Origin of the sequence: Cloacibacterium sp., from assembly GCF_047601505.1 — a bacterium.
In the GTDB taxonomy this organism is placed as follows: Bacteria; Bacteroidota; Bacteroidia; order Flavobacteriales; family Weeksellaceae; genus Cloacibacterium.
The window spans coordinates 280368-303704 of the sequence record NZ_JASGJD010000001.1; the positions used below are offsets into that span (position 1 = coordinate 280368).

Here is a 23337-nt window from a genome sequence, read left to right on the forward strand (position 1 = left end):
AATTTGCAATTGAGAAAATTCGATGTATGAGGTTGAATTTAATGTAAAATTAAAAAAAATATAAATTATGTTGCCAAAAATAAACCCAGAAAATACAACTGCTTGGAAAGCGTTAAATGAGCATTTTGCAAATAACGATTTTGAATTGAGAAATTTATTTCAAAATAATCCGGAACGTTTCAATCAGTTTTCTGTGAAAAGAGACAATTATTTATTCGATTTCTCTAAAAATTTAATAGACCAAAAAGCATTTGACTTATTGCTTCAATTGGCTGAAGAAACGCAATTGAAAGCTGCTATCAACGCAATGTTTTCTGGAGAAAAAATTAACGAAACCGAAAAAAGAGCCGTTCTACATACTGCTTTGAGAGATTTTTCTGATAAAGAGACTCTCGTGGACGGAGAAAATATAAAACCTGCCATCAAAAAAGTTCTAGACCAAATGAAGGCTTTCTCTGAAAAAGTAATTTCAGGACAACACAAAGGATTCAGCGGAAAAGAAATTACAGATGTTGTAAACATCGGGATTGGTGGTTCAGATTTAGGGCCTGTAATGGTGGTTTCTGCGCTTAAACATTTTAAAACTAGATTAAATGTACATTTCGTTTCGAATGTAGATGGAAATCATATTGTAGAAGTCGTAAAAAACTTAAATCCTGAAACTACGCTTTTCATTGTAGCGTCTAAAACTTTCACTACTCAAGAAACCATGACGAATGCACATTCTGCTAAAGATTGGTTCTTAAAAGCAGGAAAAGAAGAAGATGTTGCAAAACATTTCGTGGCTTTATCTACCAATATTGCTGCTGTAAAAGCATTCGGAATTGCAGAAGAAAACGCTTTTGAATTCTGGGATTGGGTTGGCGGAAGATATTCGCTTTGGAGTGCCATTGGTCTAAGTATTGTTTTGGCTGTTGGTTATGAAAATTTCGAAAATTTATTAAAAGGAGCTCACGAAACAGATGTACATTTCCAAACAGCAGATTTCAAAGAAAACGTTCCTGTTTTGATGGGACTTTTGGGAATTTGGTACAGAAATTTCTTCGATGCTAGTTCTTATGCTATTTTGCCTTACTCACAGTATTTAGATAGATTTGCAGCATATCTTCAGCAAGGAGATATGGAATCTAACGGAAAATCTGTGGACAGAAACGGCGAATATGTAACCTACGAAACCGGACCAATTATTTGGGGAGAACCAGGAACAAATGGACAACACGCTTTCTATCAATTAATTCACCAAGGAACAGAACTTATTCCTGCAGATTTTATTGCTTTTGTGAAATCTTGCAACCAAGTGTCTGACCATCAACCAAAATTATTGGCAAATTTCTTTGCTCAAACAGAAGCTTTAGCTTTTGGTAAAACAGAAGAAGAAGCAAAAGCAGAATTGATAAAAGAAGGAAAATCTGAAGAAGAAATTGCAAAATTAACAAGATATAAAACTTTCGCAGGAAACACACCTACTAATTCATTCTTTATTAATGAATTAACGCCTTTCTCATTAGGACAATTAATTGCTCTATACGAACACAAAATTTTTGTACAAGGTACTATTTGGAATGTATTTAGTTTTGACCAATTTGGAGTAGAATTAGGAAAAGTTTTAGCAGGAAAAATCCTTCCAGAACTTACTGATAATGAAAAAGTAAGCTCTCACGATTCTTCTACTAACGGATTAATTAATTACTTCAAAGAAAATAAGTAAATTTGAAAAATAAATCTAAAAAAAATAAAAAGTAAAAAATGGCTCAAATCTTAGACGGACTAAAAGTTTCTGGCGAAATAAAGCAGGAAATAAAAGCCGAAGTTGAAAAAATTAAAGCATCGGGAAAAAGAATTCCTCATTTGTCTGCAATTTTAGTTGGAAACAACGGCGCTAGCAAAGCGTATGTAAACAGTAAAGTGAAAGACTGTGCAGAAGTAGGCTTCGAATCTTCTTTGTATAAATTCCCTAGCACAGCTTCGGAAGCAGAGCTTTTAGAAAAAATTGAAGAGCTAAATAACGACCCTAATGTAGATGGTTTCATCGTGCAATTGCCTCTTCCTAAGCAAATGGATCAGGAAAAAATTATCATGGCTATTAATCCTAAAAAAGATGTAGATGGTTTCCATCCGGAAAATTTTGGGAGAATGGCTTTGGAAATGGATACTTTTTTGCCGGCAACTCCGTTTGGAATCTTAACTCTTTTAGAAAGATACAATATTGAAACCAAAGGAAAACACTGTGTAATTATTGGAAGAAGCAGAATTGTAGGAAGACCAATGTCTATTTTGATGGGAAGAAAAGATTTCCCTGGTAATTCTACCGTCACACTTACGCACAGCTACACTCCTCATATTGAAGAATTTACAAAAAATGCAGATATTGTAATTACAGCATTAGGTGACCCTCATTTCTTAAAAGGAGAAATGATAAAAGATGGCGCTGTAGTAGTAGATGTTGGGATTACAAGAGTAGAAGATAATACTGAAAAAGGTTATCATTTGGCTGGTGATGTAGATTTTGAGAGTTGTGCAGAAAAAGCAAGTTGGATAACTCCTGTGCCTGGTGGTGTAGGACCAATGACCAGAGCGATGCTAATGAAAAACACACTATTAGCATACAAACACACAATTTATAAAGATTAAGTCGAGGTTTGAGATATGTTTTGCGAGGTAAATATTTTAAAAAAAATCTCGGAAAGCAAAACTTGAAACTCTGAACTCTGAAAAAATGAATTTAACACAAGAAATATTATTAAAAGAAGGAAAAATGCTCCCAGTGATGGAGCATTTTTACACTTTACAAGGAGAAGGAGCTCATACAGGAAAAGCAGCTTATTTTATTAGATTAGGCGGTTGCGACGTTGGTTGCCATTGGTGCGACGTGAAAGAAAGTTGGGATCCCGAACTCCACCCTTTAATGGATGCTACAGAAATTGCAGAAATTGCAGCAAGTTATTGTAAAACCATCGTTCTTACTGGAGGTGAACCTTTGATGTGGAATTTAGACATTTTAACCAAAAAATTAAAAGAATTGGGTTGCACCATTCATATTGAAACATCTGGAGCGTATGAAATGAGCGGAATTTTGGATTGGATAACACTTTCTCCCAAAAAGACAGGTTTGCCAAAAGAAGAAATCTATAAAGTCGCTAACGAACTGAAAGTCATAATGTTTAATAATCACGATTTTACTTTTGCAGAAGAACAAGCAGCTAAAGTTTCAGAAAACTGTAAGCTCTATATGCAAAGCGAATGGAGCAAAAGAGACGAAATGTATCCTAAAATTACAGATTTCATTTTGGCACATCCCAATTGGCAAGCTTCGGTTCAAACGCATAAGTATCTAAATATTCCTTAAATTAGCTTTTTATTAAAGAATGCAGCGGTTAAGATATTCCAGATATTTAAAAACAATAGTCATTATATCAGATATTTTGATTATTGCTGCTGTGTACATTTTTTTCTTTTTATACAGGAATAATTTTGAAATCGCAAAAGCGAAAACCGAAGAAAATATACTTTCTTTATTACTTCTAAGCTTGTTTTGGATTCTTTTGAGTGGCAGAACAAAACTTTATGATATTCCTAGAAATTTATTTTTTGGAAAATATTTAGAAAGAATTTTCACTCATATTTTTTTATTTCTCATTGGCATTGCTCTATTGGCAAAAGTAAGCAATAATGATTTTCTTAAATACGAAAAATATTGGCTTGTTGTTACTTTTTCAACCATTTTATTTTTAGTAAAAACTTTTATTTTTTATACTTTAAAATACATTAGGTCTTTTGGTAAAAACCACAGAAATGTAATGTTTTTAGACGAAAATCCTTCAACTGAAGTACTTAAAAACACACTTATAGAAAAGAAAGACTTAGGCTATCTTATATTTGAATTTAAAGGAGATTCTACGAATTTAAAAGAAATAAAAGAATTCTGGAAAGAAAACGGAATTCACACCATGTTTGTTCCTTCGGAAAGCAATAAAGACCAAAAACTGAAGGATAAAATTCTGAAAGAAGCGGAACTGAATAAAGTACGAATTTCTTTAGTCCCTAATATTTCTCACAACAATTATTTCCAGTACGATTTTGGGTATATAGACACTCAGCCTATTTTAACTCCGGCAAAATTCCCTTTAGACAATTACACAAATACTTTTTTAAAAAGGCTGATTGATATTTTTCTTTCAATATTTATTTTAGTATTTATTGGAATTTGGCTTTTCCCTATTATTGCTTTACTAATTAAACTAGAAAGCAAAGGCAAAGTTTTTTTTAAGCAAGAAAGATATGGTTTCCACGACCAAATTTTCCCTTGTTTTAAATTTAGAACAATGGTAGAAAATAGTGAATCTTGTACTAAAACTACTTCTAAAAACGACAAACGAATAACAAAATTTGGTCATTTTTTAAGAAAAACAAGTTTGGATGAATTGCCTCAATTCTTAAATGTTTTGAGAGGAGAGATGTCTATAGTAGGTCCCAGACCGCACATGATTTTGGTAGATGATTATTACAAACCCAAAATAGGTAAATATCCGATGAGAAGCCTTGTAAAACCTGGCATCACGGGTTTGGCGCAAGTAAATGGGCTTAGAGGAGAAAACGGTAATATGGACATAGAAATGAAAAAAAGAATCTTAGCAGATGCTTACTACGTGAAAAACTGGAGCATAATACTAGATTTAGTAATAATTATAAGAACAATATTTCTACTTATAAAAGGCGATAAAAAAGCTTTTTAACAATTAATTAAAATTCTATAAAAACAGTTAATTCAAAAAACTGTAATTTCGCATCGTTATGTTAAAATTTTTAAACGCAATAGGAGAATACTTTTTACTCTTAGGGAAAGTAGCAAAGAGACCACAAAAAAGAAAGGTTTTCTCAAAAATATTATTGAGAGAAATAAATGACTTGGGTGTAAATTCTTTTGGTTTAGTGCTATTTACCTCAATATTTGTTGGTGCTGTAGTTGCTATACAGATGTACAATAATTTTAGAAACTCTAGTATCCCAATTCCTATGTCTTTTGTAGGATATGCTACCAAAGCAGTATTAATTCTAGAATTTGCTCCAACTATTATTTCTGTAATTCTTGCCGGTAAAGTAGGCTCATACATCACCTCAAGTATAGGAACAATGAGGGTAACAGAACAAATAGACGCATTAGACATTATGGGTGTAAACTCTGCAAACCTATTAATTCTTCCCAAAATTATAGCAAGTGTTATTTTCAATCCACTTCTTATCGCGATAAGCATCGTGTTTGGTATTTGGGGCGGATATTTAGCTGGAGTTGGAACAGGAAACTGGTCTGCAGCAGATTACATTACAGGCATACAAATGTACATGCCAACGCATTTTATATGGTATGCGTTTTTCAAAACGGCAGTTTTTGCATTTCTAATCGCTACCATCCCTGCATATTTTGGATACAATGTAAGTGGAGGCTCATTAGAAGTTGGTAGAGCGAGTACACAAGCCGTTGTATGGACAATTGTTGCTGTAATTATTACGAATTTAATTCTAACCCAAATGTTCTTAAGCTGATGATAGAAGTACAAAATTTAAGAAAAAGATTTGATGACGCTGAAGTCTTAAAAGGAATCTCTACAACTTTCGAAACAGGTAAAGTAAATTTGGTGATAGGACAATCTGGCTCTGGAAAAACTGTATTTCTGAAATCTTTATTAAACGTTTACGAACCTACAGAAGGGCATATATTATTTGACGGAAGAGACATTGTAGGAATGTCTCGTACGGAAAAAGAAGCATTAAGATCTGAAATTGGAACGGTATTTCAGGGGAGTGCTTTGTTTGACTCTATGACCGTTCAAGACAACATTATGTTTCCGCTAGACATGTTTACCAATCTTACTTTCACCGAAAAGAAAAAAAGAGTAAGAGAAGTAATGGGACGAGTACATCTTGAAAAGGCTGAAAAAAAATTCCCTTCAGAAATTTCTGGCGGAATGCAAAAACGTGTTGCCATAGCAAGAGCAATTGTTAATAATCCGAAATATTTGTTTTGTGACGAACCAAACTCTGGTTTAGACCCCTATACATCTAATATTATTGATGATTTAATCTCAGAAATTACAAAAGAATACAACACCACAACCATTATAAATTCGCACGATATGAACTCTGTGATGACAATTGGCGAGAAAATTGTATATCTAAGACATGGGATTAAAGAATGGGAAGGAACTAAAGACATTATTATCACTTCAGACAATAATCATCTTATAGATTTCGTTTATTCTTCAGAACTTTTTAAAGAGCTAAGAGAATATCTCATTAAAATTAATAAAACGAGTATAGAGAACATTATAACAAAAATAGACAATGAAACAGATTAAAAAAATTATCAGCACAGCTCTTGTCTCGGCATCTTTGATGTCTTTTGCACAAGTAAATTTAGGCGTTAAAGCAAACTTGCTTTACAGGTCAGACAGCCCAACTTGGACGAATATTAAAAACGGAACAACAACCGTTTATAACGAAAAAGGGAAAAACAGTGTAGGCTATAATTTTGGACTTTCAGCTAAAATAAACACTCCTTTTGGAATCTTCCTACAACCAGAACTTTATTACACCACTTTCAAAAACGAATTCACAGACCCTGTAACCAATACTACAATTAAAGCTAAAAGCAACAGAGTAGATTTACCTGTTTTAGTTGGATATAATATTTTAGGGAAAATGTTAGGAATCTACGCAGGTCCTGTAGCATCTTATAATTTATCTACAGACAATCAATGGAATGATTTCAAAGAAAACGCAACCAAAGATTTTACAGTAGGTTATCAATTTGGTGCGCAAGCTACCATTTCAAAACTGGTTTTTTCTGCCAGATATGAAGGCGCTTTCAGCAAAGACCAAAGAGAATTTATTGATAATAATACCAACACAACTGTAAGATACGATGGCAGACCTAATCTGCTCATATTTGGTATAGGATATAATTTTTAAATTCATTAAAAATAAAAATTAATAAAGGCGTAGAATTTATTTTCTACGCCTTTATTGTTAAAACTATTATCTGTAGCTTGTTGTTAGTTGTTGTCTTTTATTTGTTGCTGAGCGAGTTCGGCGGCTTGTTTTTCTAGTTCAATTTTTTCTTGTTGTAATTTTAGAAATTCTTTTCTTTTTTGTTCCGCTTTCATTGCCGAGCCTTTACTTACATAGCCTACTACTCCACCGAATATCAATCCAATACCAACTCCTCCCAAAATACCCATCAAATGAGATAATTTTAGCTGTTCTACATCAAAATCTGTAGTAAGATAAAATAGCAAAACAGATAAGACAAGCAGTATTACTCCTATAATTGATAAACTCTTCATAATAAGTTATTTAAAATACTAAACCTTCTCAAATTTAATCATTTTTTTGAGAAGGTTAAGTATAGATTTCAAAAAATTTTATAATTTTCCCCCTGCTGCTTTGTAATATTCTAATGCTGTTGGTAAATTTTTATCAATATCTGCCATTCTTGTTTCAGGATTTGGGTGAGTAGATAAAAACTCGGGCTGTCTAGATCCTGAACTTTGAGCTTCCATTCTTTGCCAAAAGGGTTTTGCTTGTCTTGGGTCATAACCTGCCATTGCCATAAGATACAAGCCCATTTTATCTGCTTCTAATTCTTGGTTTCTACCATATTTTAATAATACTCCTTGTGCTCCTATAGGATAAGCTACTTGAAATATCTGTTGTAATTTATCACTTTTTATAGCACTTCCTGTTGCTGCTCCTAAACCTTGTGCTATCATTGCCTGAGAAATTCTTTCGTTACCATGACCAGCCAAAGCATGAGATACTTCGTGTCCCATTACTACGGCTATTCCTGTAGCATCTTTACATACTGGCATAATACCTGTATAAAAAGCCACTTTACCACCGGGCATACACCATGCATTTAATTGTTTATCTTCCAGAAGATTGAATTCCCAGTTGTAATTCTGAAGATCTGCTTCTCTTCCTATACTTTTATAATATCTTTCCGCAGCATTTTTTATATTCATTCCAACCGTTTTTATATTTTTTGCATCTACAGTATTAGAAACAACTTTTGATTTAGAAAGTGTTGCTTTGTATTCTTGTAACGCCATCTGTTGAAGTTCAGCATCATTGCTTATTTGAATAGATTTTCTTCCGGTAATAGGATTGGTAACGCAAGCTACTAAAGTAACTGCTAAAGCACTTGCCCCTAATAAAGTTTTAAATTTCATCTTTAGTTGTTTTAATAATTATGACAAAATTAAAACAATTATTGTTCCATTTGAGATTAAATAATAATTATATAAAAAAATGATAAAATGATGATATATTTTTGCACTAAATTTGTACATATCCACATAACTCAAAATAAATCTATTATGAAAAATACAGTTTTAATGAGTGTAATGTTTTTATTAACATTTCTTTTTTCTTGTACCTCTCAAACTTATGTAGACGAGAAATCGCTTGACCAATTTATCAACTCCAACGAATTGACTTTCATGGCAAAACGTGCTAATCCTACTAATTTTGATGTGATAAATGTGATGAACTCTATGCCTAATAATAATTCTGCAAGAATGCTGAATTTAGATTATGGATATTCTGTAGTATTGAAAGACAAAGAATTAACTGTTAACTTACCTTATTTTGGAAGATTATTCAACCCAAGTTATGACACCAGTAAAAACAGTTACAATTTTACTTCAAAAGACTTCACAATAAGTAAAGTACAAAACAAAAAAGGAAATTGGGTTTATACTATTTCTCCCAAAGACCAAAACAACATTAAAGTAATTTATTTGGAAATTTTCAAAAACGGAGCGGCGTTTGTTTCCATAGATTCTAGTGATAGACAAGCCATTTCTTACGATGGATATATCATGAAAAATGAAACGAATAAATAGTTTAAAGCTTTTTATTCAAAAATTTTTCTACAAATAATTTTGCTTCAGAGCTTGGATTCGATGCCATTTCTGAAGCATTTTTTTTGTGCAAATCATATTGATTTTCTAATTCTTCTGATGATTTGGAAGCACTCAAAATATATTCTTTCACCCAATAATCAAAACGTTTTTTTGCCTGAATTTTTCTTACCTCATCAAATCTTTTAGTCGATTTTTTAAGAGAAATAAATTCTGAAATCTTATCATAAACCTCCTCCAAACCAATTTTATTAAGCGCTGAACCTAATAGAACAGGTATTTTCCAGTTTTTTTCTTTCGGAGGTAAGAATTGTAAAGCACGTTGTAACTCTAGTTTTGTTTGTTTGGCTTTCGAGAGGTTTTCATCATCAACTTTATTGATAAAAACCACATCTACCATTTCCATTATTCCTCTTTTTATGCCTTGCAATTCATCGCCACCACCAATAATTTTCAAAAACAAAAAAACATCAGAAATATCTGCAACCAAAACCTCAGATTGCCCTACTCCAACAGTTTCTATCAGAATATAATCATAACCTGCAGCCTCACAAATCAGCATGGTTTCGAAAGTTGTATTGGCAACTCCTCCCAAAAATCCGGAACTTGGGCTAGGTCTTATAAACGCGTTTTCGTCTTTTGCCAATTCTTCCATTCTAGTTTTATCCCCCAAAATAGAGCCTTTGTTTAGAGACGAACTAGGGTCTATTGCCAAAACAGCCACTTTTTTGCCATTTGCAATCGCTAATTTTCCGAAATTTTCTATAAATGTAGATTTCCCAGCTCCTGGAACTCCTGTAATTCCTATTCTTACAGATTTTCCAGACAAAGGCAAAATTTCTTTCAACAATTCTTCAGCTTGAGCTCTGTGTTCTGGTTTTTTACTTTCAATCAAAGTAATTGCTTTACCCAAAATTCTTTTATCTTGAGCTTTTAATCCTGCTAATAATTCTTGTGTTGAAAGTTTCATTTTAACAAATTTAAGAAAACATATTTCAAAAAAATATTATATTTGATAAAACTTATTTAATATGAAAAGATTATTTTTATTGATGATTCTTGCGATTGGTATTGCAGCTTGTACCTCGCAGAAGCCAAATACAGGCACTGTTACACAAACTCCAATTAATGCAACTACGTCTGTTAACGAAAATCTAGCGCAAGGAAAGGTAGTTTTCGAGAATAATTGTGGAAAATGCCACGGTTTGCCAGCATTAGAAAAATATGACGACGAAAAGTGGAAATCTATTGTAGATTGGATGGCACCAAAAGCCAAACTTACCTCTCAGCAAGCAGATTTAGTGTATTTATACGTTAGCACTTCTAACTAATAAAAAAGCTTCAGATGATTTTCTGAAGCTTTTCTATCTATTAATTTTGATTCGATTTGAAATAAAACCTTAAATAATAGTTTCTTCAGTACTTGAAGTTTCAATGTGACTTCTTCCGTATTTGATGTCTTCCAAACCTCTCAAAATAACCCTCTTCTGCTCATCACTTAGCTCCTCATCTTTGTGAAATTTGTAAACCAAATATTCTACATACTCCAACAGTTCTTCGGCTAAGTAATCTGGCAAATCTTTAATTAAATTGTTGATTTTCTGTAAGGTAGTAGTTTCCATTAATAATTTATTTTCTTTGATAAAGGTACGGCATATTTTTATACCGCATTGGGAAACTAATATGATTGATTTCAATGATATTTGTTAGGTTTTTAGGGATATTTTTACAATTTTATAGCAAAAAATCAATCCCAAGACCTGGTTTTTCGGAAAGTTGAATTCTGCCATTTTCTACAAAACTGCCTTTTGCATAATCGTTCGAAATAAGATTAGCACCATCCAAATCTGCAAAATCTAACAATCCCGCTAAAGCGCAACCCGCAGAAATCCCAATAGAACTCTCCGTCATACATCCCAGCATGATTTTGTAACCCAATTTTGTGGCTTCCGAAATCATTTCTAACGCAGGCGTAAGTCCGCCACACTTCATCAATTTGATGTTAATAGAAGAATAATGAGGTTTCAATTTTTGCAAATAAGTAAAGTCCTGACAATCTTCGTCTGCCATCCAATTTACAGTTCCGCTATTTTTTAAAATTTGATAATTCCCAATTTCCAAAGGCTGTTCTATGTACTTTAATTTCTGAAAATCAGCATTTTCCTGAATTTCAAGACAATCTTCTTTGGTAAAACTCGCATTGGCATCTAGAGAAATATTTTTGTTCAAACTTAATAATTTTTCTGTTTTTTCTAAATTAAAACCATTGCATTTTACTTTAAATTTAGACCAAGAACTATTTTCTATTTTCCTAATTTGCTCGTCTATTTCTGCAATTGAAATCGTGATAGAACTTTCTACCAACGGTTTATTTTCTAATTGATTAATTTCTGAAACCGTTTTATTTTCTAATTTCCCAAATAAATCCCAATATGCACAATCTAAGGCCGAAAGCAAGAAATGATGCAAGTTTAAAGTTTCTAAAAATTGGTAAAATTCTTTTGGATGAATGATTTCTTGTGTTTCAATTTTAGGTTGAATTTGCTTTAATTTTAAAATAAATTTTTGCAGATTAATTCCGTAATAATTAATCGCAACGCATTCTCCAAAACCTTCACAACCAAGATGCGAAAGTTTTATCACCAAAGCATCTCGCTTGTCATAATTGCCATAAGCGATAGAGAAAGTTTCTTTTAAAAGAAGTTCTGTTTTGTAGAAGTGTAATTGCATTTATTATTTTAATAGAAAAAAAAATCAAAATCTTGTTCGTGAATTCGTGACAAAAATATATCTTATTCCAAAAATTTCTCCAAAATCTCCACTGCACATTTTGGTAAATTGGTTCCAGGTCCAAAGATGAAATCTGCACCATTTGCGTACAAAAATTCATAATCTTGCTGAGGAATTACTCCTCCCACAACAATCGTAATATCGTCTGCTCCCAACTTTTTCAATTCTTCTACCACTTGAGGCACCAAAGTATTATGACCTGCCGCCAAAGACGACACTCCCAAAATATGAACATCATTTTCTACCGCTTGTTTCGCCACTTCTTCTGGTGTTTGAAACAAAGGCGCAACATCTACATCAAAACCCATATCTGCAAAAGCTGTTGCTACCACTTTCGCACCTCTATCGTGTCCGTCTTGTCCCATTTTGGCAACCATAATTCTAGGTCTTCGTCCTTCTTCGTCCTCAAATTTTTGAGTAAGAGAAACTGCTTTTTCAAAAAATTCATTTTTACTGGCATTCATGGCATAAACTCCTGAAATGGTTTTAATATTAGCTTTGTATCGCCCGAAACTTTCTTCCATCGCATCGCTCATTTCGCCCAAAGTAACTCTTCTTCTGGCAGCTTCAATGCAAAGAGACAAAAGATTTCCTTTCCTTGTTTTTGCACATTCTCTAATTTCATTTAATATCTGTAGAACGGACTCGGTATTTCTTTCGGCTTTTATTTTTTCTAATCTTTCGATTTGTTTACGGCGAACTTCTGTATTATCAATGGCTAGGATTTCAATTTCGGGTTGTTTTAATGAAGATTTAAAAGAATTTACTCCAATAATAAATTCTTCGCCACTATCAATTTTTGCTTGTTTGATGGCTGCCGCTTCTTCAATTCTCATTTTCGGAATTCCCGCTTCAATGGCTTTAGTCATTCCGCCTTCTTTTTCCACTTCATCAATGTATTTCATGGCTTCATCAATCATTTGTTGTGTAAGAGCTTCCACCAAATTACTTCCTCCCATTGGGTCAACCACATCACAAATTCCAGATTCTTGTTGAAGGATAATCTGCGTATTTCTCGCAATTTTCGCCGAATAATCTGTTGGAAGCGCAATAGCTTCGTCCAAAGCATTGGTATGAAGAGATTGCGTTCCGCCCAAAGCTGAAGACAACGCTTCAATAGCCGTTCTGGTAATATTATTGAAAGGTTCTTGCTCGGTTAAACTCCATCCAGAAGTTTGAGAATGCGTTCTTAATGCCAAAGATTTTTGATTTTGAGGATTGAATTGTGTCAAAAGATTTGCCCAAATATATCTTGCAGCACGCATTTTTGCGATTTCCATGAAATGATTCATCCCAATTGCCCAGAAAAAGGACAATCTCGGTGCAAAATCATCGATATTCATTCCGGCTTTAATCCCTGTTCTTACATATTCTAAACCATCTGCCAAAGTATAAGCCATTTCCAAAACTGGTGTTGCTCCCGCTTCTTGCATGTGATACCCAGAAATTGAAATTGAGTTAAATTTCGGAATATTTTGAGATGTATATTCGAAAATATCAGCAATAATTTTCATGGAAGGTTCTGGCGGATAAATGTAAGTGTTACGCACCATAAATTCTTTCAAAATGTCATTCTGAATGGTACCAGAAAGTTTTTCTTGAGAAACGCCTTGTTCTTCTGCCGCTACAATATAAAACGACAAAATTGGTAAAACAGCACCGTTCATCGTCATAGAAACCGAAATTTCATCCAAAGGAATTTGGTTGAACAAAATCTTCATATCTTCTACAGAATCTATGGCAACTCCCGCTTTTCCTACATCTCCCACAACTCTGGGATGGTCGCTATCATAACCTCTGTGAGTAGCCAAATCGAATGCTACTGAAAGTCCTTTTTGTCCGGCTGCCAGATTTCTTCTGTAAAAAGCATTAGATTCTTCGGCGGTAGAAAAACCTGCGTATTGACGAATTGTCCAAGGTTTTTGCACATACATGGTAGAATAAGGACCTCTGAGATACGGCACAATGCCAGCGGTAAAAGATTTTTCTTTTAAAATTGCAGCATCTTCGGAAGTGTAAGATGATTTTAACTGAAGTCCATCTTTTTCAAAAGAATAATTTTCAAACTTTTGGGTAAAATTGAAAGATTGAAAATCGGGATTTTGATTTTGGATTTTGGTTCTCATTTCAAGAATTTTCTATGAGTAAATTTAATAAAAATAGCCTTCAAAAAATAATGTTTTTTTTGAAAAAAGAGCATCTTTGAATTGAATTTTAGCAATTTTAATGAATTACTAAAAAACGAATATTATTTTTAACAATAATTCAAAACTTCACCACAAAAACATCACATTTTTACAAAATATTTTTTCTTATTCAGTTTTAATTCAGACAAAAACATCCTATTACTTATTTTTTCTATTAAAATTCTGCTTTCAATTTAAAAAATCTACTAGCGCTCTAACAAAAATCATATAAAGTCATTATTAATTAATTATTTATGTTTTTAATTTTGCAATACGAAAAAGGAGGTTCTGTAAGACAAAATAACTCAATAAAAAACCACTTACAGATTACTAAAAAACTTAAAATATAAAATTATGGAAGCAACAATTGGATTTAAGCCTGGCGTTTGGCAAAAAGAAATTAACGTAAGCGACTTTATAAAGAACAACTATACAGAATATACCGGAAATGATAGTTTCCTTGCCGGTCCTACAGAAGCAACCAACCAACTATGGGCAGAGCTTTGTGAAATGTTTAAAGTAGAAAGAGAGAAAGGAATTTATGATGCTGAGACTAAAAAACCTTCACAAATTGATGCATATGAAGCTGGATATATCAATAAAGATTTAGAGAAAATTGTTGGTTTACAAACGGATGCTCCTCTTAAAAGAGGTATATTCCCAAATGGTGGTATCAGAATGGTGGAAGATGGCTTAAAAGCCTATGGTTATGAATTAAATGCTGATACCAAAGAAATTTACACTAAATATAGAGTTACTCACAATGAAGGAGTTTTCTCTGCGTACAATGCTCCTATTAGAGCTGCCAGAAATTCTGGTATTGTAACTGGTTTACCAGATGCTTATGGACGTGGTAGAATTATTGGTGATTACAGAAGAGTTCCTCTGTATGGTGTAGATTTTCTTATTAAAGACAGAGAAGATTATTTCAACAGAATGGATTGTGATGGTATGAACGAAGAAGTTGTAAGACTTCGTGAAGAAATTACCATGCAAATTAATTCTTTGAAAGCCCTAAAAAGAATGGCTGCTTCTTATGGTTATGACATTTCTAACCCTGCTACCAATGCTAAAGAAGCTATCCAATGGTTATATTTTGCATATTTAGCTGCTACTAAAGACCAAAACGGTGCTGCAATGTCTATTGGTAGAGTTTCTACTTTCTTAGACATCTACATCGAAAGAGATATTAAAAGAGGACTTCTTACAGAGCAAGACGCTCAGGAATTGATAGACCATTTTGTAATGAAATTAAGAATCATCAGATTCCTTAGAACTCCAGAATATGATGCTCTTTTCTCTGGAGACCCAGTTTGGGTAACAGAATCTTTAGGAGGTCTTAACAAAAAAGGAGGTTCTTTCGTTACTAAAAACAGCTACAGATTTTTACACACTTTATACAACATTGGCCCATCTCCAGAACCCAACTTAACTGTTCTTTGGAGCGAGCAATTACCAGAAAACTGGAAAAAATATTGCGCTAAAGTTTCTATAGACACTTCATCTCTTCAATATGAAAATGATGATTTAATGAAAGACACTTTCAATGACGACTATGGAATTGCTTGTTGCGTATCTCCAATGACTATTGGAAAACAAATGCAATATTTCGGAGCTAGAGCTAATTTACCTAAAGCTTTATTATATGCTATTAATGGTGGTATAGACGAGTTGACTAAAAAACAAGTGACTCCAGTAATGCCAAAAGTAGAAGGAGATTACTTAGATTTCGATGATGTTTGGAATAAATTCGACAAAATGATGGATTGGTTAGCAGAAACTTACATCCAAGCATTGAACATTATCCACTACATGCACGATAAATATTCTTATGAAGCTTATGAAATGGCACTTCACGATGTAGATGTTATCAGAACTCAAGCTTGTGGTATTGCTGGTATTTCCATCGTAGCAGACTCTTTCGCAGCTATGAAATACGGAAAAGTAAAAGTAGTAAGAGACGAAGACGGAATTATCACAGATTATGTAGTAGAACAACCTTACGTACCTTATGGAAACAACGATGACAAAACTGATAAATTTGCAGTAGACATTGTTAAAATCTTTATGGACAAAGTTCGTCAACAAAAAACATACAGAAAAGCAATCCCAACTCAATCTGTTCTTACCATTACTTCTAACGTAGTTTATGGTAAAAAAACAGGAAATACACCTGATGGAAGAAGAGCTGGCGAACCTTACGGACCTGGTGCAAACCCAATGCACGGACGTGATACAAGAGGTGCTGTAGCTTCTTTAGCTTCTGTTGCAAAACTTCCTTTCGAAGATGCACAAGACGGTATTTCTTACACTTTCGCTATTACTCCTGAAACTTTAGGAAAAACAATGGACGAAAAACAATCTAACTTAATTGGTTTAATGGATGGATATTTCAACCAAACTGGTCACCACTTAAATGTAAACGTTTTCAACCGTTCATTATTAGAAGATGCAATGGAGCATCCTGAAAAATATCCTCAGTTAACCATCAGAGTTTCTGGTTACGCCGTTAATTTCATTAAATTAACTAAAGAACAACAACTTGACGTAATCAACAGAACCATCACCGAATGTTTCTAATTTTTATATAAATTCATTTATTTTTCGGGGAGAGTTAAGAGTGTTCTTAACTCTCTTTTTATTGAAATTTATTATCTTTGAAAACTATGCAAACACACGGATTTGTCCATTCATACGAAACTTTCGGAACCAAAGACGGTCCCGGAATTAGATTTATATACTTCTTACAAGGCTGCCATCTTCGTTGTCTCTATTGCCACAATGCAGATACTTGGAACAAAGGCGAAAAAACAAAAATGACAGTAGATGAAGCTTTTCACGAGATTGAAAAAGTAAAAGGTTTCATCAAAACTGGTGGTGTTACCGTTTCTGGAGGCGAACCTCTAATGCAAGCCAAATTTGTTCTGGAATTATTTAAAAAATGCAAAGAACAAGGCATTCATACTTGTGTGGATACCAATGGTTATTTATTTAACGACGATATTAAAAACGTACTAGAAATTACAGATTTGGTACTTCTAGACATTAAACACATCAATCCTGAAAAATATCTAAAACTCACAGAAGTAGAACTAGAACCTACGCTTCAGTTTATGCAATATTTGTCTGAAATCAACAAACCAACTTGGCTAAGATACGTTCTGGTTCCTGGTTATACAGACGATGCAGAAGACTTAGAAAATTGGGCGAAATATGTTTCTCAGTTCAAAAATGTAGAACGTGTAGATATTTTACCATTTCACCAAATGGGCGCACACAAATGGAAAGAAATTGGCAGAGAATATCCTCTAGAAAATTGCCGACCTGCAGATATGGAAGATGTAAAAAAAGCAGTGGAGATTTTTAGGAAATATGATTTGCCTTTGCCAGATAACCAAAAATAAAAGTCGAGAAAAAATCTCGACTTTTTTATTTATGGTTTTCCGTATTTTTTTTAGAGAATATTTTGTAATTTAGAGGAAGAAATAAAAAATTATTTAGGTGAAATTTATTAATTTACATTTATTTTGTAAATAATTTTTAAAACAAATCACAAAAAATATTAATAATCATAAAATATATAAACCATGAAAGTTTTTTTAAGTTGGTCTGGAGATTTAAGCCACAAAATTGCAATTGAACTAAGAGAATGGCTACCATTCGTTATTCAGTCTGTTGAACCTTATGTCTCTTCTGAAGACATAGATAAAGGCTCAAGATGGAGTATTGACATTGCAAAAGAGTTAGAAGATTCCTCATTCGGAATTTTATGTGTTACCCCTCAAAATATAGACGCTCCATGGTTGAACTTTGAAGCTGGCGCTCTATCAAAAGCTTTTACTACATCAAATGTCTCTCCCTTTTTATTTGGACTAAAACCATCAGAGCTAAAAAAAAGTCCTTTACTACAATTTCAATCAACGCTATACGACAAAAAAGATTTGTTAAAGCTAGTTTTAAGTATCAACAGTGCATTAGGTAAAGAAAAATTAGACGAAAGTAAATTAAAACAAACTTTCGATGTTTGGTATGAAAAATTAAAAAATAATCTTGATCCTCTTTTAAAGGAAATAAATTCTAAATCAGTTAGCAATGAAGACACTATAAAAGATAGTTCAAATGAAGCCGTTGAGGAAATACTTGAAATTACTAGAGAGCAATTCAAAATTCTTAGAAATCCAGAACTAATATTACCTCCAAATTATATTTCCCACATAATCAAGGAAATAAATCAAAGTAATCCTCTAGATTTGAGGGTGGTTAGAGACTTGGATTTTGGCATGAGAAATTTAAAAATTGTATTATCTTCACTTCCAAATGAAATTACATTTGAAAATAAAGAATTAGAAATGGCAATAAATAGACTTGAGAGAGCAATAATTTTCATTAAAGAAAATCATAGAAGAAATCGAGTTAGAGATTTATTTAACGAATAGTTTGCATAACAAAAGACTCAAGCTTTAACTAAAAAAGCTCCCAAAATGGGAGCTTTCTATATATATTATTTAGAAAATCCGTTAAATTTCTTCTTGACCTTTCATTTTCTCTGCATTTTCAGCCATAATCACAGCATCCATCATTTCTTGGATATCGCCATTCATATAAGCATCTAAATTGTAGATAGATTTATTAATTCTGTGGTCGGTAACTCTACCTTGAGGATAATTGTAGGTTTTAATTTTTGCAGAACGGTCTCCAGTAGAAACCATCGTTTTACGTTGTGCAGCAATATCTCCTACTACTTCTTGTAATTTAATATCATACAATTTTGCACGAAGCATTTCCATTGCTAACTCTCTGTTTGCCAGCTGAGAACGCGCTTGTTGACAAACCACCACAATTCCTGAAGGTTTGTGCGTCAATTGAACTTTCGTTTCAACTTTGTTTACGTTTTGTCCACCAGCTCCACCAGAACGTGAGGTTTGCATTTCAATATCTGCAGGATTAATTTCCACATCTACTTCTTCCGCTTCTGGTAAAACCGCAATCGTAATCGCAGAAGTGTGTACTCTGCCTTGAGATTCCGTTTCAGGAACTCTTTGCACACGGTGAACACCAGATTCAAATTTCATAATTCCATAAACACCTTCTCCTTCTACTTTCATCACGAGTTCTTTGTAACCCTTAGACGCTTCAGAAGAATCGGTAACTTCGTGTTTCCAACCTTTGGTTTTGAAATACATGGTGTACATTCTGTACATATCTTCCACGAAAATTGCAGCTTCGTCGCCACCAGTTCCGGAACGCATTTCCAAGATTATATTTTTATCATCGGCAGGATCTTTCGGAATCAAAAGCACTTTCAATTCTTCTTCCAAACCTGGAATTTTCTCTAGAGCTTCGTTTTTTTCGATTTTTGCTAATTCTACAAACTCTTTATCAGAACCATCCGCTATAATTTCGTCTGATTCTTCTATGGTAGTTAGCGCTTGCATATACTCATCAAAAACTCTCACGATTTTTCCTAAATCGCTGTATTCTTTGTTGAGTTGACCATATCTTTTTTGGTCTGTAATTACATCTGGTTGTATAATTAAATCAGCAACCTCGTTATAACGTTGCTTAATTGCTTGAAGTTTTGGAATTAAACTTTTTGACATTTTCAAAAATTATTTGGGTGCAAAGATAAGGAATTTTGCTTGGATGTTAGAAGTTAGATGTAAGGATGAAAAAAATCTGCTCAGAAAACTGAACAGATTTTAAATATTTTGAATTAATCTTCTTCTATAGGCTTCGGAATTCGCTTATCAAACAAATACAGAATAATACCAATTAAAACAATTGCCAAACCTACCAAACTTTCTTTAGGATTACTAATAAAAGTAAAGTATAAAATGTAAAAACTAAACAAAACAAACACCGCAGGAAACAGATAAAACCAATTGGATTTAAAAAGTCTTCTGTCTGATTTTTTGAGGAAAAATGCAGCAGAAATTGCTAATGTAGAAAGCAACTGCAACACAAACGCTGTGTAAAGAAAAATCTGCTTAAAACTTCCCGTAGAAATAATAATAATTGCGATAATTGCATGTGCAAAAATAGCTCTCACCGGAATGTTTTTTTTGTTTTTAATGGCTAAAAAACTCCAAAGCTTGTTCTCTGAAGCCGTAGCCTGTGTAATTCTAGAACCTACCCAAAGATAACCGCTAATAGTTGCCACCAATTGAAGAGCAATAAAAACGTTCACAATTTTGCCAAAAGTTGTCCCAAACATATAATTGGCTGCAATTCCCATTACATCTTCTTTACCTTTCAATGCTTCTATTGGCGCGTGTTTCAGCATAATGTAATTGATGAAAACATAACAAAAAGTTACAAATACGGTTCCTACAATTAAAGATTTTGGAAGGTTTTTTTGTGGTTTATCTATTTCTCCGGCAATGTAGGAAGCAGAATTCCAACCAGTGTAAGCATACGTTACAAAAACCAAAGAAGTTGCAAAAGCTGAAAAAAGAATCTCTTGTTCCCAACTAGAATTAAAATTAATAGAAGTATGAACCGGATTTTGAGACAACAAAACTCCAATTACAATTAAAACAACTACAAAACTCACTTTGATAAAAGTAAAAAAATTGTGAAATTTCCCCGAAAGACTCAAACTGAAAGACAATGCCAAAGCTACCAATAAAATAACCGCAATTGCAAAAAAAGTCCCAAAATCTCCCTGAAAAACAGACATATATTTAGCCATTGCCAAAGCTGCCAATGAAACAGGAGACGAAAAGCCAATAACAAGAGAAATCCAACTGCTAAGATAACCCAGAATAGGATGATACGTTTTAGAAAGATAAATATAATCTCCACCATTTCCTTTGAAAAACGTTCCCAATTCTGCATAACAAAAAGCGCCAAAGAGCGCCAAAACACCACCAATTAACCATAATAAAAATATAGTGACGGTGTTTTGTAACTCCACAACCTGAAAACCTAAAGTAGTAAAAACGCCAGTTCCAATCATATTAGAAACAACGATAGCTGTGGCGGTTTTCCAGCCGATTTTGTGTTTTAGGTCTTTCATCAATCTAGAAATTGTAATTCAATCTTCCGAAGAAATAGTTTCCTGTTGTTCCCATTTGAACTGGTGCATATTTGAAAACTCCATAATAAGAATTTTCATAAACTTGCAAATCTGGGAAAACATCAAACAAATTATTTGCTCCTACAGTAAAGTTAAGTTTCTTGGTAATATCATAACCTACACTAAGGTCTGTAACCACTTTTGGAGAGAATTTTTGTACAGAACCATACGGAAATCCATCTCTGGTCACTTCTCCGAAATAAGTATTTCTCACCAAGAAATTAAATTTATTTATTTTATAATTTAAACCTAAAGAAGCTTTGGTTTTTGGAGAAAGCGATTCTATAATGTTAATTTGGTCTGGTCCAAAGAATTCGTCTTGAGAATGACTTGCCAAAACTTTTTCAGGGAAATTAAATTTAGTAATTTTCGTTTCTGTATAATTTCCAGCAAGGTTAATGTTAAGATTTCCTCCACCTAAAGCCCAATCATAGCTTACAACCAAATCTACACCTTTGGTTTCTGTATCTACAGCATTAGCAAAAAATCTAGCACTTTCTACACCATAAGTAGCAAAAGACGAGTCTGAAAACTGACTGGTAATTACAATTCTGTCTTTTACTTTAATAAAATAACCATCAAGTGTTATAAATAATTTATCAACAGGCTTGAAAGTAAATCCTGCACTTGCGTTTACAGATTTTTCTTCTTTCAATTTATCAAAACCTATTTCTTGCGCAATTGCACTATCATTGGTAAAAATCCCTTTATTTACAATTCCGCTACCAGATGTTGAAATATCTGAATAAGAATTGTTGAAATATTGTTGTTGTAAAGATGGCGCTCTGAAACCAGTTCCTACAGCTCCTCTCAAAGAAAAGTTTTTAAACAATTCATATCTTAAAGCCAATTTACCGGTAAGTGCACTTCCAAAATCTGAATAATTTTCGAATCTTGCCGCTGCATCTACATTAAATTTATTCAAATCATAAGAAACATCTGCGTAAAGTGCTTCAGAATTTCTAGATTTTTTAAGCGCATTATTATTAGAAAAACCAATGAAAGATTGCGCTCCTCCAGCTGCACCAGAAACTAAACCATAATTTTTATAAGAAGCTTCTTCGCCAGATTTTATTTGATATTGCTCAAATCTCCATTCTCCACCAAAAGCAATATTGAAATTATCAATCTTTTTAGAAACATCTACATTAAATGTATTTTGTAAAAAACCATGAGAACCTGCATTAAACTCAGTTGGAGACTGCGCTCCCATTGAAGCATTATTGGTATTGCTTACATCATAATTGAAAACATTACTACCAAAAGTATTGCTAAGGTCTAAAGTCCAATTGTTGTTTTGGTATTTCGTGCCAACTGCGTAAGAAAAATCGTAAATTTTTGAATTTAAAACCGGTTGAAATCCATTAGGGAAAATAGACAAAACTACGTTAGATGTTTCGCTAGGCAATCTTCTAAAGCCAAAACCTTCGCCTTCTTTAATACTTGCTCCTCCAAAAGAGTACAAATTCCATTTATCACTCAAAGGATATTCGGCGTTTAAAAACAGTTGCCCTTGTTTAATCTGCGCATCACCAACTTGAAAGTTAAAATCATCACGAGTTAAACCTCTTTGTGCAATAATTGCGTCATCATTTGCTCTCGCTTGAGCAGGATCATTCGCAAAATCATAAGCAAAATTATCTCCAAAAATATCTAAATTATGATTTTGAGACCTATTGGTTTTTCCTCTGTGGCTTAATTGAAGAGATAAATTAATAAAACCTTTGTCTTTACCAAGAGTAGTTCCGTAATTAGCCCCAGCTTGGTAGGTTTCGCCGTCATTTCTACCAGTTTGCCCGTATGTAATAGATGCAGAAGCTCCTTGGTTTTTCTTTAAAATAATATTAATAACACCAGCAATAGCATCAGAACCATATTGCGCAGCCGCTCCGTCTCTTAAAACCTCAATTCTATCAATAGCAATCACAGGAATTGTGCTAAGGTCTGTTCCTACTGAGCCATTTCCTACAGTATTTTGATAATTTACCAAAGAAGTTGTATGTCTTCTTTTACCATTTACCAATACTAAAACTTGGTCTGGTCCCAAACCTCTCAAAGTTACGGGGTCAATATGTTCTGTCCCATCAGAAGCAGACTGTCTTACCGAGTTGAAAGAAGGAATTACATAATTCAATAAATCTTGAACGGTAGTCTGAGGAGAACTTTGTTGAATTTTTTGAACAGAAATTACATCTACAGGAACTAATGTATTGAGTTTAGTACGATTATTTGCTCTGTTTCCCACCAAAACAACATCATCAATGCTTTTTTCTGTAACTTCTTGTGCATGTACATACAACGCACTTAGTAAAAGAATGCTAAAGGTAGCTTTTTTCATTTCTAATTTTATTTAAATTTTAAATTA

The 23337-nt window shown here is 33.3% G+C and carries 21 protein-coding genes; 12 read left to right on the forward strand and 9 right to left on the reverse strand.

Annotated elements, in window-relative coordinates:
• The first annotated feature begins 67 nt into the window (after positions 1–67).
• From pgi to QM746_RS01275, 7 genes are all read left to right on the forward strand, one after another.
• Positions 68–1708, forward strand: coding sequence for a glucose-6-phosphate isomerase (gene pgi, locus QM746_RS01245; RefSeq protein ID WP_414982551.1), 1641 nt, complete (start codon positions 68–70; stop codon positions 1706–1708).
• Positions 1709–1746: 38 nt separating this feature from the next.
• Complete coding sequence (folD, locus tag QM746_RS01250; RefSeq protein ID WP_414982552.1) at positions 1747–2631, forward strand: bifunctional methylenetetrahydrofolate dehydrogenase/methenyltetrahydrofolate cyclohydrolase FolD; 885 nt, start codon at positions 1747–1749, stop codon at positions 2629–2631.
• An 85-nt stretch (positions 2632–2716) separates the two neighbouring features.
• A complete protein-coding gene (locus tag QM746_RS01255) occupies positions 2717–3346 on the forward strand; it encodes a 7-carboxy-7-deazaguanine synthase QueE (RefSeq protein ID WP_374364745.1) in 630 nt (209 codons plus the stop codon).
• A gap of 19 nt (positions 3347–3365) precedes the next feature.
• A complete protein-coding gene (locus QM746_RS01260; RefSeq protein WP_414982553.1) occupies positions 3366–4733 on the forward strand; it encodes an exopolysaccharide biosynthesis polyprenyl glycosylphosphotransferase in 1368 nt (455 codons plus the stop codon).
• A gap of 58 nt (positions 4734–4791) precedes the next feature.
• Complete coding sequence (locus tag QM746_RS01265; protein ID WP_414982554.1) at positions 4792–5541, forward strand: MlaE family ABC transporter permease; 750 nt, start codon at positions 4792–4794, stop codon at positions 5539–5541.
• Positions 5541–6353, forward strand: a complete 813-nt coding sequence (locus tag QM746_RS01270) for an ABC transporter ATP-binding protein (protein WP_414985105.1) — start codon at positions 5541–5543, stop codon at positions 6351–6353. The genes QM746_RS01265 and QM746_RS01270 overlap by 1 nt, the downstream gene beginning before the upstream one ends.
• Complete coding sequence (locus tag QM746_RS01275) at positions 6340–6966, forward strand: outer membrane beta-barrel protein (protein WP_414982555.1); 627 nt, start codon at positions 6340–6342, stop codon at positions 6964–6966. The genes QM746_RS01270 and QM746_RS01275 overlap by 14 nt, the downstream gene beginning before the upstream one ends.
• 83 nt (positions 6967–7049) lie before the next feature.
• On the opposite strand, the gene QM746_RS01280 is transcribed toward QM746_RS01275, so the two are convergent.
• Positions 7050–7340, reverse strand: coding sequence for a hypothetical protein (locus tag QM746_RS01280; RefSeq protein WP_414982556.1), 291 nt, complete (start codon positions 7338–7340; stop codon positions 7050–7052).
• A gap of 78 nt (positions 7341–7418) precedes the next feature.
• A complete protein-coding gene (locus QM746_RS01285; protein WP_414982557.1) occupies positions 7419–8225 on the reverse strand; it encodes a M48 family metallopeptidase in 807 nt (268 codons plus the stop codon).
• A 147-nt stretch (positions 8226–8372) separates the two neighbouring features.
• Here QM746_RS01285 and QM746_RS01290 point away from each other — a divergent pair, with 147 nt between their 5' ends.
• Positions 8373–8900 (forward strand): DUF4251 domain-containing protein, encoded by a 528-nt coding sequence (locus QM746_RS01290; RefSeq protein WP_414982558.1) that lies wholly within the window; start codon positions 8373–8375, stop codon positions 8898–8900.
• Position 8901: 1 nt separating this feature from the next.
• On the opposite strand, the gene meaB is transcribed toward QM746_RS01290, so the two are convergent.
• Positions 8902–9888 carry a methylmalonyl Co-A mutase-associated GTPase MeaB gene (gene meaB / locus QM746_RS01295; RefSeq protein WP_414982559.1) on the reverse strand — a complete coding sequence of 329 codons (987 nt, stop codon included), beginning with the start codon at positions 9886–9888 and terminating at the stop codon, positions 8902–8904.
• Positions 9889–9949: 61 nt separating this feature from the next.
• On the opposite strand from meaB, the gene QM746_RS01300 reads away from it, so the two are divergent.
• Complete coding sequence (locus tag QM746_RS01300; protein ID WP_414982560.1) at positions 9950–10249, forward strand: cytochrome C; 300 nt, start codon at positions 9950–9952, stop codon at positions 10247–10249.
• A gap of 69 nt (positions 10250–10318) precedes the next feature.
• Here QM746_RS01300 and QM746_RS01305 read toward each other — a convergent pair whose 3' ends face one another.
• The 3 genes from QM746_RS01305 to scpA form a co-directional block, all read right to left on the reverse strand.
• Positions 10319–10540, reverse strand: a complete 222-nt coding sequence (locus QM746_RS01305) for a hypothetical protein (RefSeq protein WP_414982561.1) — start codon at positions 10538–10540, stop codon at positions 10319–10321.
• A 112-nt stretch (positions 10541–10652) separates the two neighbouring features.
• Entirely contained in the window at positions 10653–11648 is a 996-nt protein-coding gene (locus QM746_RS01310; RefSeq protein ID WP_414982562.1) for an enolase C-terminal domain-like protein, read from the reverse strand.
• A 62-nt stretch (positions 11649–11710) separates the two neighbouring features.
• Entirely contained in the window at positions 11711–13834 is a 2124-nt protein-coding gene (gene scpA, locus QM746_RS01315; RefSeq protein WP_414982563.1) for a methylmalonyl-CoA mutase, read from the reverse strand.
• 414 nt (positions 13835–14248) lie between these two features.
• Here scpA and pflB point away from each other — a divergent pair, with 414 nt between their 5' ends.
• The 3 genes from pflB (at position 14249) to QM746_RS01330 (ending at position 18330) form a co-directional block, all read left to right on the forward strand.
• Entirely contained in the window at positions 14249–16474 is a 2226-nt protein-coding gene (gene pflB, locus QM746_RS01320; protein WP_414982564.1) for a formate C-acetyltransferase, read from the forward strand.
• A gap of 86 nt (positions 16475–16560) precedes the next feature.
• Positions 16561–17298: a pyruvate formate-lyase-activating protein gene (gene pflA / locus QM746_RS01325; protein ID WP_414982565.1), complete on the forward strand. Its 738-nt coding sequence runs from the start codon at positions 16561–16563 to the stop codon at positions 17296–17298.
• 183 nt (positions 17299–17481) lie between these two features.
• Entirely contained in the window at positions 17482–18330 is an 849-nt protein-coding gene (locus QM746_RS01330) for a hypothetical protein (protein WP_414982566.1), read from the forward strand.
• 81 nt (positions 18331–18411) lie between these two features.
• Here the strand turns inward: QM746_RS01330 and prfA are convergent, their stop codons facing one another.
• The 3 genes from prfA to QM746_RS01345 all read right to left on the reverse strand — a co-directional run bounded on the left by prfA (position 18412) and on the right by QM746_RS01345 (position 23310).
• Positions 18412–19494: a peptide chain release factor 1 gene (prfA, locus tag QM746_RS01335; RefSeq protein ID WP_414982567.1), complete on the reverse strand. Its 1083-nt coding sequence runs from the start codon at positions 19492–19494 to the stop codon at positions 18412–18414.
• 113 nt (positions 19495–19607) lie between these two features.
• The gene (locus tag QM746_RS01340; protein ID WP_414982568.1) at positions 19608–20912 is read right to left on the reverse strand and encodes an APC family permease; all 1305 of its coding nucleotides are present in this window, start codon (positions 20910–20912) and stop codon (positions 19608–19610) included.
• Between the two features lie 4 nt (positions 20913–20916).
• On the reverse strand, positions 20917–23310 hold the full coding sequence (locus QM746_RS01345; RefSeq protein ID WP_414982569.1) for a TonB-dependent receptor plug domain-containing protein: 2394 nt from the start codon (positions 23308–23310) through the stop codon (positions 20917–20919).
• Between the last annotated feature and the right edge of the window lie 27 nt (positions 23311–23337).

Bases quoted from the DNA above. Each gene is read 5' to 3' on its own strand.
- pflB (WP_414982564.1), top strand. From the start codon at position 14,249: ATGGAAGCAACAATTGGATTTAAGCCTGGCGTTTGGCAAAAAGAAATT.
- QM746_RS01330 (WP_414982566.1), top strand. From the start codon at position 17,482: ATGAAAGTTTTTTTAAGTTGGTCTGGAGATTTAAGCCACAAAATTGCA.
- QM746_RS01255 (WP_374364745.1), top strand. From the start codon at position 2,717: ATGAATTTAACACAAGAAATATTATTAAAAGAAGGAAAAATGCTCCCA.
- QM746_RS01265 (WP_414982554.1), top strand. From the start codon at position 4,792: ATGTTAAAATTTTTAAACGCAATAGGAGAATACTTTTTACTCTTAGGG.
- QM746_RS01260 (WP_414982553.1), top strand. From the start codon at position 3,366: ATGCAGCGGTTAAGATATTCCAGATATTTAAAAACAATAGTCATTATA.
- folD (WP_414982552.1), top strand. From the start codon at position 1,747: ATGGCTCAAATCTTAGACGGACTAAAAGTTTCTGGCGAAATAAAGCAG.
- QM746_RS01310 (WP_414982562.1), bottom strand. From the start codon at position 11,648: ATGCAATTACACTTCTACAAAACAGAACTTCTTTTAAAAGAAACTTTC.
- prfA (WP_414982567.1), bottom strand. From the start codon at position 19,494: ATGTCAAAAAGTTTAATTCCAAAACTTCAAGCAATTAAGCAACGTTAT.
- pflA (WP_414982565.1), top strand. From the start codon at position 16,561: ATGCAAACACACGGATTTGTCCATTCATACGAAACTTTCGGAACCAAA.
- QM746_RS01280 (WP_414982556.1), bottom strand. From the start codon at position 7,340: ATGAAGAGTTTATCAATTATAGGAGTAATACTGCTTGTCTTATCTGTT.
- QM746_RS01285 (WP_414982557.1), bottom strand. From the start codon at position 8,225: ATGAAATTTAAAACTTTATTAGGGGCAAGTGCTTTAGCAGTTACTTTA.
- QM746_RS01340 (WP_414982568.1), bottom strand. From the start codon at position 20,912: ATGAAAGACCTAAAACACAAAATCGGCTGGAAAACCGCCACAGCTATC.
- meaB (WP_414982559.1), bottom strand. From the start codon at position 9,888: ATGAAACTTTCAACACAAGAATTATTAGCAGGATTAAAAGCTCAAGAT.
- QM746_RS01305 (WP_414982561.1), bottom strand. From the start codon at position 10,540: ATGGAAACTACTACCTTACAGAAAATCAACAATTTAATTAAAGATTTG.
- QM746_RS01290 (WP_414982558.1), top strand. From the start codon at position 8,373: ATGAAAAATACAGTTTTAATGAGTGTAATGTTTTTATTAACATTTCTT.
- QM746_RS01275 (WP_414982555.1), top strand. From the start codon at position 6,340: ATGAAACAGATTAAAAAAATTATCAGCACAGCTCTTGTCTCGGCATCT.
- QM746_RS01345 (WP_414982569.1), bottom strand. From the start codon at position 23,310: ATGAAAAAAGCTACCTTTAGCATTCTTTTACTAAGTGCGTTGTATGTA.
- QM746_RS01270 (WP_414985105.1), top strand. From the start codon at position 5,541: ATGATAGAAGTACAAAATTTAAGAAAAAGATTTGATGACGCTGAAGTC.
- pgi (WP_414982551.1), top strand. From the start codon at position 68: ATGTTGCCAAAAATAAACCCAGAAAATACAACTGCTTGGAAAGCGTTA.
- QM746_RS01300 (WP_414982560.1), top strand. From the start codon at position 9,950: ATGAAAAGATTATTTTTATTGATGATTCTTGCGATTGGTATTGCAGCT.
- scpA (WP_414982563.1), bottom strand. From the start codon at position 13,834: ATGAGAACCAAAATCCAAAATCAAAATCCCGATTTTCAATCTTTCAAT.